This window comes from Leucobacter insecticola (genome assembly GCF_011382965.1).
Lineage (GTDB): Bacteria > Actinomycetota > Actinomycetes > Actinomycetales > Microbacteriaceae > Leucobacter > Leucobacter insecticola.
In genome coordinates this window covers 2,552,841-2,565,077 of record NZ_CP049934.1, presented here as the reverse complement: position 1 = coordinate 2,565,077, position 12,237 = coordinate 2,552,841, and the positions used below count along the sequence as shown (strand labels likewise).

Below are 12,237 nucleotides of genomic sequence, written 5' to 3'. Positions count from 1 at the left end.
ACCGCCACCTCGGCGGTGAAACGCAATCTCGGCACCGGCAGTGAATTGCCGACACTCGGCCTTCCGATGTGGTTGAACACTGTGCTAAGTGTCGCTGCGGTGCTTGCGGCGCTCGATCGTGCGCTGCAACTCAAACACAACACATAGATCGACGAGTCAAAGCTCCGCCGCGAGTAGGCTTGAACACATGAAGAAGGTCGCCGTCGTGGTGCGCGAGGGCGCAAAACCTCTCGACGTGGGAATCCCTGCACAGGTGTTCACGACCCGCGCGAGTATGCCCTTCGAGGTGCGTGTGTGCGGGATCGAGCCCGGGCTTGTTCCGGGTGGCGACGGGCTCTCCTACGCCGTCGATCAGGGGCTTGAGGCGCTTGACGATGCGGATCTCATCTTCCTCCCCGGCACCAGGCATCCGGATCGGGACCGCCCGCCCCAGATCCTGCTCGACGCCCTCGTGCGTGCGCACGAGCGAGGAGTGCGGCTCGCGGCGATCTCGACCGGCGCGTTCGCGCTCGCGGCGACGGGGCTGCTCGACGGCAAGCGCGCGACGACGCACTGGCACTACGCGCAGATTTTTGCAGCGCAGTTCCCTGAGGTGCAGGTCGACGAGAGTGTGCTGTTTGTTGATGAGGGGTCCGTGCTGACTTCAGCCGGGGCGGCTTCCGGGATCGACCTGTGTCTGCACATTTTGCGCGCGGATCTTGGCATGGCCGCTGCGAACCACGCCGCCAGACGCCTCGTGGCGGCGCCGTATCGCAGCGGCGGGCAGGGGCAGTTCGTGCGCCGCTCCGTACCCAAAGTGCAGAGCGGTGACCGGTTGGCGGAGACCCGCGAGTGGGTGCTGCACCGATTGCACGAGCCGATCACTATTGGGCTCCTCGCACGGCACGCCCGAGTCTCAGAGCGAACCCTCTCGCGGCACTTTACTGAGGAAACCGGGTACACCCCGATGCAGTGGGTGATGCGCGCACGTCTCGATCTTGCGCGCGAACTTCTCGAAAACAGTGAGCTCGGGATCGACGCGGTGGCGACGGCGGTCGGGCTCGGAACGAGCGCGAATCTGCGGCTGCACTTCCGGCGGGTGCTCGGTACGACGCCATCCGAGTATCGGCGGGCGTTCACCCGCGGGGAATAGGCATCCTGGCTAGAAGAGCAACTTGGCGAGATCCTTTCGATAGGTGGCATTGATGCCACTGGCGGGAGAGTGCCAGGGTGCGGGATCCTGGTGCCTGGACGAAAGGATCGACATGAGTGGTCGTATTGCAATCAGTGGTTTTGGGCGAATCGGCAGGGGAGTGCTGCGCGCACTGATCGAGCAGTCGAGCGATCTGGAGCTCGTCGCCGTCAACGATCTCACCGACGGCGCAGTTCTCGCGCAGCTCTACAACTTCGATTCCGTCTACGGACGCCCCGCCGAGCGCATGAGCGTTGATGGTGATGAGCTGATTGTGGGGGAGCGGCGAATCAAGACTCTTGCCGAGCGGGATCCTGCGAAACTGCCCTGGGGTGAGCTTGGAGTTGACGTGGTGCTCGAAGCAACCGGTCGCTTCACCAAGGCGAAAGACGCCCGTGCGCACCTTGATGCTGGTGCCCGCCGCGTGCTCGTGAGCGCGCCATCCTCCGGTTCAGACGTCACGCTGGTGCGCGGCGTAAACGAGGAAGCCTACGTGCCCAGTCGCGACTTTGTGATCTCCAATGCTTCCTGCACCACGAACGCGCTCGCGCCGCTCGCGCAGGTGCTGCATCAGCTCGCTGAGATTGAGCAGGGCTTCATGATGACGGTGCACGCTTACACACAGGATCAGAACCTCGTCGACGGCCCTCACGCAGACGCGCGCCGAGCCCGAGCCGCGGCACTCAACATTGTTCCCGCATCGACCGGGGCCGCGCGCGCGATCGGCAAGGTATTGCCAGAGCTTGATGGCCGGCTCAGCGGCGACTCAATTCGTGTGCCGGTTCCTGTCGGTTCGATCGTGGAGCTGACCGCGAATGTGGGCCGAGATGTGACGGTCGACGAAATCAAGAATGCCTACCGCGAAGCTGCCGAGGGGCGACTGCGGGGCATTCTCGAGTATTCGGAGGATCCGCTGGTCTCCACTGACATTGTGGGCAACCCCGCCTCGTCGATCTTCGACTCCGGCCTCGTTCGGGTGGATGGACGCCACGTAAAGGTGTCTTCCTGGTACGACAACGAGTGGGGATTCTCCAACCGCGTTGCGGAGACGCTCGCGAGGCTCGCCGAGTAGGGAGACACACCACTAGCGCGGTCGCGCGGCGATCCGCAGGATCAGCTGCGCGATGATCCGCCATCCGACGAGGAACACCCCGAGCGCTCCAAGCGTTACCAGCACGAAGGGAAACGCCACGCCTCCGCCGGTGAGACCGCGCAGCAGCAGCCCGACGGCCGCTGTGCCAAACCACACCGAGAGACCTGACTTGATCGGAGCAAACGGGCGTTTAGAGACTCGTGCCGATATCCAGATCAGCGCGAGCGCGCAAAGAAACGGCCAGGCGGTTTGCCACAGACCCAGGAGCGTGGCCTCGCGAGCGTGACTGCTGCGGCCGAGAGCCGCAAAAAGTGTAACAAGCGCGGCGTCGATCGCAAATGCGAGTGCCGCGAGCCGCCAGTGCGTGCGTGCATACTCCCGCGGGCCTGATCGCGGTGCTGCGGGGGAGTGCTGGGCAGGGGTGGTCATGCGCCCTGCCCGGATGCGGCGTGTGTACGGGAGACGACGCCAATCACCGCGTCGTGCAGCGCCCCGTTCGTGGCGAGCGAACTGCCGTTCCACGCGGTTTCCGCCCCGTTGATGTCGGTGAATTTGCCTCCGGCCTCGAGTACGATCGGTACGAGCGCCGCGAGATCGTACGGCTTGACGTCAAACTCTGCGACCACGTCGAGGAACCCCTCCGCGAGCAGCATGTACGACCACATGTCGCCGTAGGCGCGATCCCGCCATACCGCGCGCGACAGCGCAATCAGGGGCTGCAGGTAGCCGGCCAGATCCCACTGTGCAATGCTCTGGAAGCTCAACGACGCGTGCTCGAGTTCGGTGACCCCTGAGACGCGGAGCCGCCTGGGGGCGTCGGATCCTTGCTGGCCCCAGGCCCCTGAACCCGTCTCGGCCCACCATCTGGCCCCAAAGGCGGGCGCAGACACCACGCCGACGGTCGGTTCCCCCGCCACCTCGAGCGCGATGAGTGAGGCCCAGTTGGGTACGCCGCGCAAAAAGTTCGAGGTTCCGTCAATCGGGTCGAGGATCCAGCGGCGCTCGCCTCGTTCTGCCCGGCCAGACTCCTCACCGAAGAAGCTGTCGCCGGGACGTTCCGCCTCGATGCGGGCCCGCAGAGCTTCCTCAACGGCGCGATCCGCATCCGTGACAAACGTGCGATCCGGCTTCGTGTCGATCCTCAGGTCTGCCGCACGAAATCGCGGGAGCGCGATGCTGTCGGCAAGATCTGCGAGTTCCAGCGCAAAGGCAAGATCAGCAGATGGCGGGCGTTGCGCGGGTACTTCAGCGTTATTCATGATGCCTCCATGCCAAATACACGAAAGGCCCGGGATCAAAATGACCACGGGCCTTGCCGGTGCGCCCCCCGGGACTTGAACCCGGAACCCATTGATTAAGAGTCAATTGCTCTGCCAATTGAGCTAGAGGCGCGTGCTACTCGCTGAGCAACAAAGCAACGTTAGCATGCTGCGGGGAGGGCTTCAAATTGTGGCGATATCTTCCGGTTCTCCGCGCGTGTCGGAGGGTTCGGTGCGCGTTAGCCGCGGCGCGGACGCACCAGAAACGCTGCCGCAACGGCGACTGCGACGATGGACGCCACCATCACCGCGAGACGGGCGGTGTCAGCGTCGGCCGGGTGGTCGAAGCTGAGGTCGGTGACGAGAAGCGAGACGGTGAATCCGACGCCCGCGAGCGTCCCCACGCCGATGAGTTCGCGCCACCGCACGGCGGGATCGAGCTCCGCGCGAGTCCAGCGGGTCAGGATCCACGTCACCAACGATATGCCGATCGGCTTGCCTACGACCAGGCCGACCATGACGCCGATCGCGATCGGATCAAAGGGGAAGCGCGACTCCCCGCCCACCGCAACTCCCGCAGCAAAGAACGCGAAGATGGGGACGGCGATTCCTGTTGAGAGTGGACGGAAACGGTGTTCGAAGGTTTCGGCGAGCTGTGTCCCGCCACGGCCCGATACCGGCACCGTGAACGCGAGTACGACGCCCGCGATGGTGGCGTGGATCCCTGATGCGTGAAACAGTGCCCACACCATAATGCCGAGCGGCAGGAGCACCAACCACGCGCCCCATGCTGACGCCGCCAGCTGCTTGGCAAAACGGTGGGAAATGAAGGTGTAGAGCGCGAGTGGTACGAGCGCGATTGCGAGGGGAGGAGGCTGACGGCATCGGTGTAAAAGATCGCGATGATCGTGATCGCGATGAGATCATCGACCACTGCGAGTGTGAGGAGGAACATTCGCAGCGCAGGCGGAATGCGGGGCGCGATGAGCGCGAGCACCGCCACGGCGAACGCGATGTCTGTTGCGGTGGGGATCGCCCAGCCGTGCGCTGCGGGCGTTCCCGCGGTGAAGGCGACGTAGATGAGCGCGGGCACGGCAACGCCGCCGAAAGCTGCCGCTACCGGCACGACGGCGGTGGAGAATTTGCGCAGCGCGCCGGAGACGAACTCGCGCTTCAATTCGAGTCCGACCATGAAGAAGAAAATGGCGAGGAGGCCGTCGGAGGCCCAGTGGCCGATGCTGAGGCTCAGCCCGAGTGACTCCGGCCCGAGTTTGGTGTCGCGCAGCGCGAAGTAGCCGTCCGCGACGGGTGAATTGGCGGCGACAAATCCGAGCAGGGCCGCAACCATGACGATGATGCCGCCGACCACGTCTGCGCGGAGGAGGCGGCTGACCCGCGCAGCCTCACGTTTGCTCACGAGCGCGAGGATGCGGCGTCGTCGCGAAGCTGGATGTGGGTTCGTCATTGTAGGTACCTCCGGGGTCAACGGATACGTGTCGACCAGGCTTCCCGACTCACCGCGCCCTAGTGTAGCTGGAGGAACTAATTAGTGAAAATTCCAGCTACTTGATCGATACTTCCGACGAGGTGGTCCTCAAGCAGGCGCTTTGCTGTCGTGAGATCAAACTGTTCGATCGCCGTGGCGATCTCGGTGTGCTGCTCTATGGCGTCACAGCGACGTTGCTTTAATGCACCAAACAGTGCTATGCCAATCCGAAGCTGACGGTCATGGATCGAATTGTACAGTTGGGCAAACTCGGTATTACCGGTTGCCTTAACAAGGGTCCAGTGGAACTCTTTATCGGTAAGAACCATGTCAACTATTCGTTCCGGATCATCTTCATAAATTGCCCGCTGAGTTTCCACGAGTTCATGTAGGCGGTCCGCAATCTGTACTCTGTGCGTGCATATCCACTCGACGCCATACCCCTCTAGCACCGCACGGGTTACTGCTTGCTCCTGAATTGATCTCAGGGTGATTTCAGGAATCATGGCGCCACGGTGGGGATCAGGCTGAGGAGTTGTTCTGATTGGAGGCGAGAAAAGGTTTCACGCACAGGGGTTCGTGAAACGCCCACAGCTTCGGCAATCTGAGTCTCAGTAATGATGGCCTTGGGTGGCAACTGCAGAGTAACGATTAGATTCTTTAGGTAGCGGTAGACGTAGTCCGGAGCTTTAACACCGGGCGGGCGCAAGCCCGGTGGGAGTTGAGTCTGAGTTGACCAGCCTCCGAACCGGGCGTGCGTCACATCTGGGAGGACATCCATAACTTGATTCTACGTATAGACGTTCGGCTTTACTGTAAAGCGACGATTTGTAAGGCACGGGTTTACCGCACGAACCTGCGCGATGCGCTCAGTGCTAATGGTGGTTGTTGCAATGGCCTCAGCCTCAACTCCCGCAGAAGCTCTGACCGTTCCCAACGGATCAACGATAATGCTTTGTCCGGTGCAGTGAGGGCCAGTCTGGCCGGATGCCGCAAAATAGACAGTGTTCTCCACCGCACGGGCGCGGATAAGTGTTTCCCAGTGTATTTCTTTCATCGGGCCGACGGCCCAAGCTGCTGGGAGGACAATGACATCAACGTCGTGGTCAATCAGCCAGCGGCTCACCTCGGGGAACCTCAGGTCGTAGCAAGTTTCGGCCCCTACTTTGACGCCTTTTATTTCAAACACGAGCGGCACAGCCGTTTCGGCAGCTTTGACCGAGTCGGACTCACGATAGCCGAATGCGTCGTAGAGATGAATCTTGCGGTAGACACCTGAGAGCTCACCGGTGGCATCGACAAAGATCAGAGTATTGTACGGACGATCTTCATCACTTGACTCGGTGAACCCAACTACCACATTGATCGCTGCAAGTTTTGCTGTCTCACGAATCGCGGATACAAATGGTCCGTCAAGCGGTTCGGAATATCCGGCTGCTGGACCCTCCTTCGTTGGATCCGAATACATCGCGTTTTCGGGAAGGACCACGAGGTCTGCGGAACTGCCAGCGCGTCTGATCAGTGACACGGAGATCGATCTGTTGTTCTCGATGTCCTGAGTCGCAGAAAACTGGGCTACGGAGAGTTCTATCGTGCTCATAAGCTGGCTCCGGTCGTCTCGAAGTATTTGGCTGCACCGCTCCATTCAGAGAGTCTTGCACCTGCCGCGATTTCTAGCTTCTTTGAGGGTTCGGCACCTTCTTTTGACTGAAGATCGGCGACAACTGCCTCGATCTCGTTTTCTCGAAGCACCGCGATCCCGTCAGAATCGGCGAAAACCGCGTCACCCGGAGTTACTACAACGCCTCCAATGGTGATTGGGACGTTAATCGCTCCTTCAATCCCCAGGATTCTGGTTGTGCGAGCGGAAACGCCCCGAGAGTAGACTGGTAGGCCGAGTTCAAGAACCTCTTCAAAGTCATTCATCGCTCCTGCGAGAATCACCCCTTCTGCGCCACGGCTCTTGGACGTGAATGCGACCATGCCGCCAAAGCTAGATCGATCATCCCCTGATTGATCCACGACGAGTACGTCGCCGGGTCGGAGCTGGTCTGCGGCGACGTGAAGTGCAGTCGAATCCATGTGTGGCAGGCGCACTGTAACCGCGGTGCCCGCGAACTGGATGGGGCGTTGATTTGGTGTGAGCCCTTGAATGAAGCCGTTGTCGCGAAGATGACCAAGCGTAGAGGTTTGTACGGTGAGGAGCGATTTGCGCAAAACCTCAGATATTTGGGTTGGCATTGCATTGAATTGGAACACTGGGTTGGCCTTTCCGGTGGCACTGTATGGCTAAACGTGCACACCTCTTTGTGTGTACATCGCAGGAAGCTGACCAGGCTGCTGCATGGATTGTGTACGTGTTGTATACACGTGCAATACAGATTAACAGGGTCGAGAGAAAATGCAAGCCGCGGGGTTGATGAATCTTCACGGACTTCACCTTCAATGCAATTCAAAGTTTCCATAAATCGGTGGCAGCGCTCAAGCTCTCCCGTTATTCAATTGTTACTTTTAATGTTTGCTTGATTGGATGCCCTCGAATAGGGTCACTTTTGACCAGGCTTGCTGACATGGGTGATCCAGGTAGGGCCCTCCTACCGCGTACTTCAAAGGAGAAGCACCATGTCATTCAAGACCAAAATAGGCGTATCGTCGATAGCCATTTCTGCCCTTGCTCTTACCGCCTGTAGCGGGGCCGGAGCTGCAGAACTAGGGAGTTCTGAGGTTGTCGAGATTAGGGTTCTTGGCTACGCCGCTTTGTTCGAAGACCAATACACGACCGCTGTCATTGATAAATTCAATGAATCCCAAAATGGCATCATGGTGAGCTTTGTTCCCGCTCAGAACAGTGCCGAGATGCTGGGTAAGCTTCGGAGCGAAGCATCAAATCCAACCATCGACGTTGCAATTCTCGATGCGTCGGTTGCTCATACGGGGAACAAGGAAGGGCTCTTCGCGAAGGTCTCTGAAGAGACAGTGCCCAATATCGCAAATGTAGTGGAGCTAGGGCAGAATGCTGATGGTTACGGGCCTGCGGTTACCTTTGACAACCTCGTTGTGCTGTACAACACCTCTGCTGTGAGTAAGGCCCCGGCCGGCATCGCCGATCTCTGGGATGCTCCTGAAAACTCTGTATCAATTCCTGCACCGCCGGATATTCAGGGGCACACGCTAACGATTCTCACCGCGAATAATCTTGGCGTAGATTATTAGAATGGCATCGAGCCAGCCATCAAGGAACTGGCGAAGCTGGCTCCGCTCGTGAACACTTGGGAACCTGTGCCTGATGTGTACCAGCCGGTCATTTCCGGCACGTCCGAATTTGGGGTCGGATGGAATGCTCGAGCACAGTATTTTTCTGAAGAATCCGATGGCGCGATGGGCGTTGTTCAACCGGACGACGGCATCGGTTTCCAAATCAACACGATCAATCTTGTTGAGGGAAGTGAGAAAGCTGCTGCTGCCCAGGAATTCATGAACTACGCGCTTTCCAAGGAAGCTCAAGAATCATTTGCTGAGGCTCTCTTCTACGCGCCAGTGGTTTCAGATGCTGAACTGCCTGAGTCGGTGAAGGACCGTGTCGCTGATTCTGCAGATCCGGCAATCGTCGATATTGACTGGATCTGGCTCGCCGACCATCGTGATGATTGGACCGAGCAGTGGCGTCGTAGCGTCATCGGAGGATAAGAATGAGTGGCGACCTGAATCCTGAGTACTTGTCAATTCGACAACTAAAGAAAACGTATCCGAAAACCACCGCCCCAGCGGTGAACGATGTGAATCTTGATGTTCAACAGGGCGACCTTGTCGCCCTGTTGGGCCCATCGGGCTGTGGAAAGACCACAACGCTACGAATGGTTGCGGGGCTTTTGGAACCAACCGCAGGGCAGATATTCGTCGACGGAAAAGATGTTGTTTCAATACCCGTGCACAAACGAGGTATGGGTATGGTCTTCCAGTCTTACGCTCTCTTCCCTCATTTGACTGTCGAGGAAAATGTTGCGTTCGGCCTGCAGATGCTTAGAGTTCCCCGCGCGGAGGTGGGAGTCAGATCGTTGGAGGCGCTCGAAAAAGTTCAGCTTTCGCACTTAAAGGGTCGTCGCCCGGCGGAGCTCTCCGGCGGTCAGCAGCAGCGCGTTGCCCTCGCGCGTGCGCTTGTCACGAACCCCACGCTGCTTCTTCTGGATGAACCGCTCTCAAACCTCGATGCTAAGTTGCGCGAGGCAATGCGCCGGGAAATCAGATCCATTCAACAGGAAACGGGCACCACTACACTCTTCGTGACTCATGATCAAGATGAGGCACTCGATATGGCTGACCGAATCGCGATCTTGAATAACGGTGTGATTGAGCAGTACGATACGCCGACTGCAATATATGAAAATCCTGCAACGATGTTCGTCGCAAATTTTGTGGGGAGGGCGAACTTTATTGAGGTGGAGTCCGTTGAGGTGGGACCAGCAGGGTCATATGAAGTGACATCGGCGCTCTTCGGGCGACTACTCGTAGGGGGTGCCCAGGGCATCGGAAATCAGGCATCTCTCGTCGTTCGCCCTCACCGACTCTCCGTTGCAGCTGTGAATAGCGCACACGGCGGAACGTTGCCCACCGCGCGTGCCCGTGTGATCGCGTCGAGCTACACGGGGAATGTGCGTAGTTATGACCTGCAGCTCGATGGCGGGCAAGTTATGCGAGCCGACAAACTCAGTACAGCGCATGAAGATCTATTTGTTGGCGATGACGCTCTGATTTCATTCGAGCCGGGCGACGCGTATCTCGTCCCGGAAGGGTGAGGTGAGTTTCTGATGGCCGTTGAACATACCAATACGGAACTGATCAGCGCGAACGTGAAGTCGGTTAAGGCCAAAAGGCGTACTAATTACTCCGTCCTTGGCTTAATCATTCCAGGTATCATCGGGCTCTTTGTGAGCTTCTTGCTGCCGCTTTTCGTCATGATCCGGATGTCTCTCAATGAGAACGGCCCAGGTGGCCAGCTCATTGAGGGAGCAACACTCACCTCCTATGTTGAGACGTTCGCTGACCCGTTCTATTGGAAGGTGATTGGAAACACTTTGTTACTCGGGCTTGTGTGTGGGCTGTTTTCCATATTGCTCTCGTACCCAATTGCACTTTTTCTTACACGAACAACCTCGCGATGGAAGGGCGTGCTGATGGCCCTGGCCATCGCACCGCTTCTCACCTCTGCTGTTGCAAGGACTTTTGGGTGGATGGCGTTGCTTGGAGACAAGGGTGTGGTAAATGAGGCGTTGGTGAACTTTGGGCTTATCAGTACTCCAATGCGACTCAGTAACAACTTCCTGGGTACTTCAATTGCACTTGTTGAAATCTTAATGCCCTACGCGATCTTGGCAATGATTTCTGGATTTGGGCGCATTAGTATTTCTCTGGAAGAAGCCGCTGGATCCTTGGGCGCTTCGAAGTTCAAAGTGTTTATGAGAGTGACGTTGCCACTCTCGCTTCCAGGAGTGTTCACTGGATTCCTCCTGGTCTTCGTGCTAGCCGTGAGCTCGTTTGTGACTCCGAAACTGTTGGGAGGCGGACGTGTCTTCATTCTGGCAACCGAGGTGTACAACGAAGCGACTCAAACCCTGAACTGGCCACTAGCTTCAGCCTTGTCCGTCATATTGTTGGTTTTCTTCGGCGTTCTTGTAGCTACATATCAGCGACTTATCAAACGATTTGAGGGGTGAATGTCATGGGTAAAGTTCTGAATCGAATCGTAGTTGCGGTCGTGTACCTCTTCCTGCTCGCCCCGATTATTGCGGTCGTGTTTATCTCGTTCAACCAGGGGAAGAGCTTGGCCATCGAAATCGGGGCTCCGTCGTTTGCCTGGTATGAGAGTGTGATAGGGAATACGGCGCTTATGAAAGGCGCGCAGGTGAGCCTAGTGACTGCATCTATCGTTGCGGTCATCGTGTTATTTCTCGGAGTGCCAGTCGCTTTGGCGATAGCACGGTATGACTTCCCTGGGAAAGGAGCGGTGTCGGGCTTTTTCTTGTCGCCGCTTCTTGTGCCTGGAGTTGTACTTGGTCTTGGCCTTTTGCTGGTATTCCAGCCAATAGGTCTCGTTGGCACCTATCCCGGAATCGTGTTGGCGCATTTTGGGGTGACCGTTCCCTATGTCATCCGAACGACTCTTTCGAGTTTATTGACTAGCGACATGCGGTGTGAGGAAGCGGCACGGGTGCACGGTGCAAATGCTTTCACGACATTTCGAAGAGTCACACTGCCGATCATTGCTCCGGGGATTCTCGCCGGCGGTGTGATGGCGTTCATTATTTCATTTGATGAGGCCGTGATTTCACTATTTGTTGCTGGATCAGGTCACACCACACTGCCGGTAGAGATGTTTAGGTATCTTCAGTACCGGTCCGATCCAGGTCTTGCGGCGCTTTCAGTGATTCTTATCGGGCTATCCGTGGTGATTGTGCTGGTTATTGAGCGTGCTGTCGGCTTACGAAAGGTTGTAAATAACTAGCGTTGCTCGCGCGTCTGGCTGGGCTCGGTGAACTGAAGTTCGGCCAGACATGCAGCATCGAAATCATTGTGCTGAACGCAGAGTGCACTGATGCGGGGAGAGGGAATGACCTCCATTGGTTCTGAATGGCCAGAATTGTCTGAACTAGCGCTATGCTCTCCGGGGCAGGCGGCTGGGGCTGGGGTCTTCTTCGGCCTCCTGCATCGCAACCCCGGCAATAGCGAGGGCGAGTCCTGCTGCCCAGACTCCCCACACAATGTAGCGGCGCCAGTCTTTACGCATGCTCTGTGTGCGTTTTGCCGTGCTGAGCGCTCCAGCGGCGGCGCCGAGCACCCCGGGGTTCGTGACGTATTTGCCGATTGACACGGTGCCTCCTCGTAGGGCTTGAGATGAGATAAGCCTAACGCGCATGCGATACGCTGGGTCTGAGCACCCGCACTGCGGGAGGATTTGCACGAGAGTCGACCGAGGAGAAGACGGGCATGGCAAAGCAGGATACTCAGGATCTGTTCGAGGAGAGCTCGCAGGGAGCGGTGAGCGCGCTCACCTTTATTGGGTTTCTGCTTTCCGTTGTCCTCGTCATCGGTGGGATGGCGCTGCTGAGCTTTGGGTTCCAGCCCGTCCTTGAGGCCGCGGAGCTTTGGATTTTCGCGGCGGGCACGGCTTCCGTCATCCTCGGTTTCATTATCCCCTTCGGGATCTTGCCCGCGATCGGCAAGTAGCCACGTT

The 12,237-nt window shown here is 58.2% G+C and carries 15 protein-coding genes, 1 tRNA gene and 2 pseudogenes; 8 read left to right on the top strand and 10 right to left on the bottom strand.

Annotated features, from left to right (window positions below; translation table 11 throughout):
- Positions 1 to 15 precede the first annotated feature (15 nt).
- The 3 genes from G7067_RS14710 to gap all read left to right on the top strand — a co-directional run bounded on the left by G7067_RS14710 (position 16) and on the right by gap (position 2,243).
- On the top strand, positions 16 to 147 hold the full coding sequence (locus tag G7067_RS14710; RefSeq protein WP_280115717.1) for a hypothetical protein: 132 nt from the start codon (positions 16 to 18) through the stop codon (positions 145 to 147).
- Positions 148 to 187: 40 nt separating this feature from the next.
- Positions 188 to 1,132 carry a GlxA family transcriptional regulator gene (locus tag G7067_RS11985; protein WP_166324703.1) on the top strand — a complete coding sequence of 315 codons (945 nt, stop codon included), beginning with the start codon at positions 188 to 190 and terminating at the stop codon, positions 1,130 to 1,132.
- Between the two features lie 112 nt (positions 1,133 to 1,244).
- Positions 1,245 to 2,243: a type I glyceraldehyde-3-phosphate dehydrogenase gene (gene gap / locus G7067_RS11980; protein ID WP_166324700.1), complete on the top strand. Its 999-nt coding sequence runs from the start codon at positions 1,245 to 1,247 to the stop codon at positions 2,241 to 2,243.
- A 12-nt stretch (positions 2,244 to 2,255) separates the two neighbouring features.
- On the opposite strand, the gene G7067_RS11975 is transcribed toward gap, so the two are convergent.
- From G7067_RS11975 to G7067_RS11940, 9 genes and pseudogenes are all read right to left on the bottom strand, one after another.
- The gene (locus G7067_RS11975; RefSeq protein WP_166324697.1) at positions 2,256 to 2,693 is read right to left on the bottom strand and encodes a DUF3054 domain-containing protein; all 438 of its coding nucleotides are present in this window, start codon (positions 2,691 to 2,693) and stop codon (positions 2,256 to 2,258) included.
- Complete coding sequence (locus tag G7067_RS11970; RefSeq protein ID WP_166324694.1) at positions 2,690 to 3,523, bottom strand: inositol monophosphatase family protein; 834 nt, start codon at positions 3,521 to 3,523, stop codon at positions 2,690 to 2,692. The genes G7067_RS11975 and G7067_RS11970 overlap by 4 nt, the downstream gene beginning before the upstream one ends.
- Positions 3,524 to 3,583: 60 nt before the next feature.
- Positions 3,584 to 3,656, bottom strand: a tRNA-Lys gene (locus G7067_RS11965).
- 106 nt (positions 3,657 to 3,762) lie between these two features.
- Entirely contained in the window at positions 3,763 to 4,275 is a 513-nt protein-coding gene (locus tag G7067_RS15010; RefSeq protein ID WP_341872834.1) for a Na+/H+ antiporter NhaA, read from the bottom strand.
- A 176-nt stretch (positions 4,276 to 4,451) separates the two neighbouring features.
- Positions 4,452 to 4,871: pseudogene (locus G7067_RS15005) on the bottom strand (Na+/H+ antiporter NhaA); the annotation flags it as partial.
- 194 nt (positions 4,872 to 5,065) lie between these two features.
- A complete protein-coding gene (locus G7067_RS11955; RefSeq protein WP_166324691.1) occupies positions 5,066 to 5,515 on the bottom strand; it encodes an FCD domain-containing protein in 450 nt (149 codons plus the stop codon).
- The gene (locus G7067_RS15290) at positions 5,512 to 5,790 is read right to left on the bottom strand and encodes a GntR family transcriptional regulator (protein WP_166324688.1); all 279 of its coding nucleotides are present in this window, start codon (positions 5,788 to 5,790) and stop codon (positions 5,512 to 5,514) included. The genes G7067_RS11955 and G7067_RS15290 overlap by 4 nt, the downstream gene beginning before the upstream one ends.
- A 9-nt stretch (positions 5,791 to 5,799) precedes the next feature.
- Entirely contained in the window at positions 5,800 to 6,609 is an 810-nt protein-coding gene (locus tag G7067_RS11945) for a carbon-nitrogen hydrolase family protein (protein ID WP_205881145.1), read from the bottom strand.
- Positions 6,606 to 7,268: an RraA family protein gene (locus G7067_RS11940; RefSeq protein WP_166324685.1), complete on the bottom strand. Its 663-nt coding sequence runs from the start codon at positions 7,266 to 7,268 to the stop codon at positions 6,606 to 6,608. Before G7067_RS11940 ends, G7067_RS11945 begins: the two co-directional genes overlap by 4 nt.
- A gap of 363 nt (positions 7,269 to 7,631) precedes the next feature.
- Between G7067_RS11940 and G7067_RS15325 the strand changes: the two are divergent.
- The 4 genes and pseudogenes from G7067_RS15325 to G7067_RS11915 all read left to right on the top strand — a co-directional run bounded on the left by G7067_RS15325 (position 7,632) and on the right by G7067_RS11915 (position 11,508).
- Positions 7,632 to 8,696: pseudogene (locus tag G7067_RS15325) on the top strand (extracellular solute-binding protein).
- Positions 8,697 to 8,698: 2 nt separating this feature from the next.
- On the top strand, positions 8,699 to 9,802 hold the full coding sequence (locus tag G7067_RS11925; RefSeq protein WP_205881144.1) for an ABC transporter ATP-binding protein: 1,104 nt from the start codon (positions 8,699 to 8,701) through the stop codon (positions 9,800 to 9,802).
- A 12-nt stretch (positions 9,803 to 9,814) separates the two neighbouring features.
- Positions 9,815 to 10,720 carry an ABC transporter permease gene (locus G7067_RS11920; protein ID WP_166324675.1) on the top strand — a complete coding sequence of 302 codons (906 nt, stop codon included), beginning with the start codon at positions 9,815 to 9,817 and terminating at the stop codon, positions 10,718 to 10,720.
- A gap of 5 nt (positions 10,721 to 10,725) precedes the next feature.
- A complete protein-coding gene (locus tag G7067_RS11915; RefSeq protein WP_166324672.1) occupies positions 10,726 to 11,508 on the top strand; it encodes an ABC transporter permease in 783 nt (260 codons plus the stop codon).
- Positions 11,509 to 11,658: 150 nt separating this feature from the next.
- On the opposite strand, the gene G7067_RS11910 is transcribed toward G7067_RS11915, so the two are convergent.
- A complete protein-coding gene (locus G7067_RS11910; RefSeq protein WP_166324669.1) occupies positions 11,659 to 11,874 on the bottom strand; it encodes a hypothetical protein in 216 nt (71 codons plus the stop codon).
- A 116-nt stretch (positions 11,875 to 11,990) separates the two neighbouring features.
- On the opposite strand from G7067_RS11910, the gene G7067_RS11905 reads away from it, so the two are divergent.
- Positions 11,991 to 12,230 carry a hypothetical protein gene (locus tag G7067_RS11905; RefSeq protein ID WP_166324665.1) on the top strand — a complete coding sequence of 80 codons (240 nt, stop codon included), beginning with the start codon at positions 11,991 to 11,993 and terminating at the stop codon, positions 12,228 to 12,230.
- The last annotated feature ends 7 nt before the right edge of the window (positions 12,231 to 12,237 follow it).

Excerpts from the sequence above, each read along its gene's own strand:
- G7067_RS11985 (WP_166324703.1), top strand. The coding sequence starts at position 188 with ATGAAGAAGGTCGCCGTCGTGGTGCGCGAGGGCGCAAAACCTCTCGAC.
- G7067_RS11915 (WP_166324672.1), top strand. The coding sequence starts at position 10,726 with ATGGGTAAAGTTCTGAATCGAATCGTAGTTGCGGTCGTGTACCTCTTC.
- G7067_RS11970 (WP_166324694.1), bottom strand. The coding sequence starts at position 3,523 with ATGAATAACGCTGAAGTACCCGCGCAACGCCCGCCATCTGCTGATCTT.
- G7067_RS15010 (WP_341872834.1), bottom strand. The coding sequence starts at position 4,275 with ATGGTGTGGGCACTGTTTCACGCATCAGGGATCCACGCCACCATCGCG.
- G7067_RS11955 (WP_166324691.1), bottom strand. The coding sequence starts at position 5,515 with ATGATTCCTGAAATCACCCTGAGATCAATTCAGGAGCAAGCAGTAACC.
- G7067_RS11905 (WP_166324665.1), top strand. The coding sequence starts at position 11,991 with ATGGCAAAGCAGGATACTCAGGATCTGTTCGAGGAGAGCTCGCAGGGA.
- gap (WP_166324700.1), top strand. The coding sequence starts at position 1,245 with ATGAGTGGTCGTATTGCAATCAGTGGTTTTGGGCGAATCGGCAGGGGA.
- G7067_RS15290 (WP_166324688.1), bottom strand. The coding sequence starts at position 5,790 with ATGGATGTCCTCCCAGATGTGACGCACGCCCGGTTCGGAGGCTGGTCA.
- G7067_RS11975 (WP_166324697.1), bottom strand. The coding sequence starts at position 2,693 with ATGACCACCCCTGCCCAGCACTCCCCCGCAGCACCGCGATCAGGCCCG.
- G7067_RS11945 (WP_205881145.1), bottom strand. The coding sequence starts at position 6,609 with ATGAGCACGATAGAACTCTCCGTAGCCCAGTTTTCTGCGACTCAGGAC.
- G7067_RS11920 (WP_166324675.1), top strand. The coding sequence starts at position 9,815 with ATGGCCGTTGAACATACCAATACGGAACTGATCAGCGCGAACGTGAAG.
- G7067_RS11925 (WP_205881144.1), top strand. The coding sequence starts at position 8,699 with ATGAGTGGCGACCTGAATCCTGAGTACTTGTCAATTCGACAACTAAAG.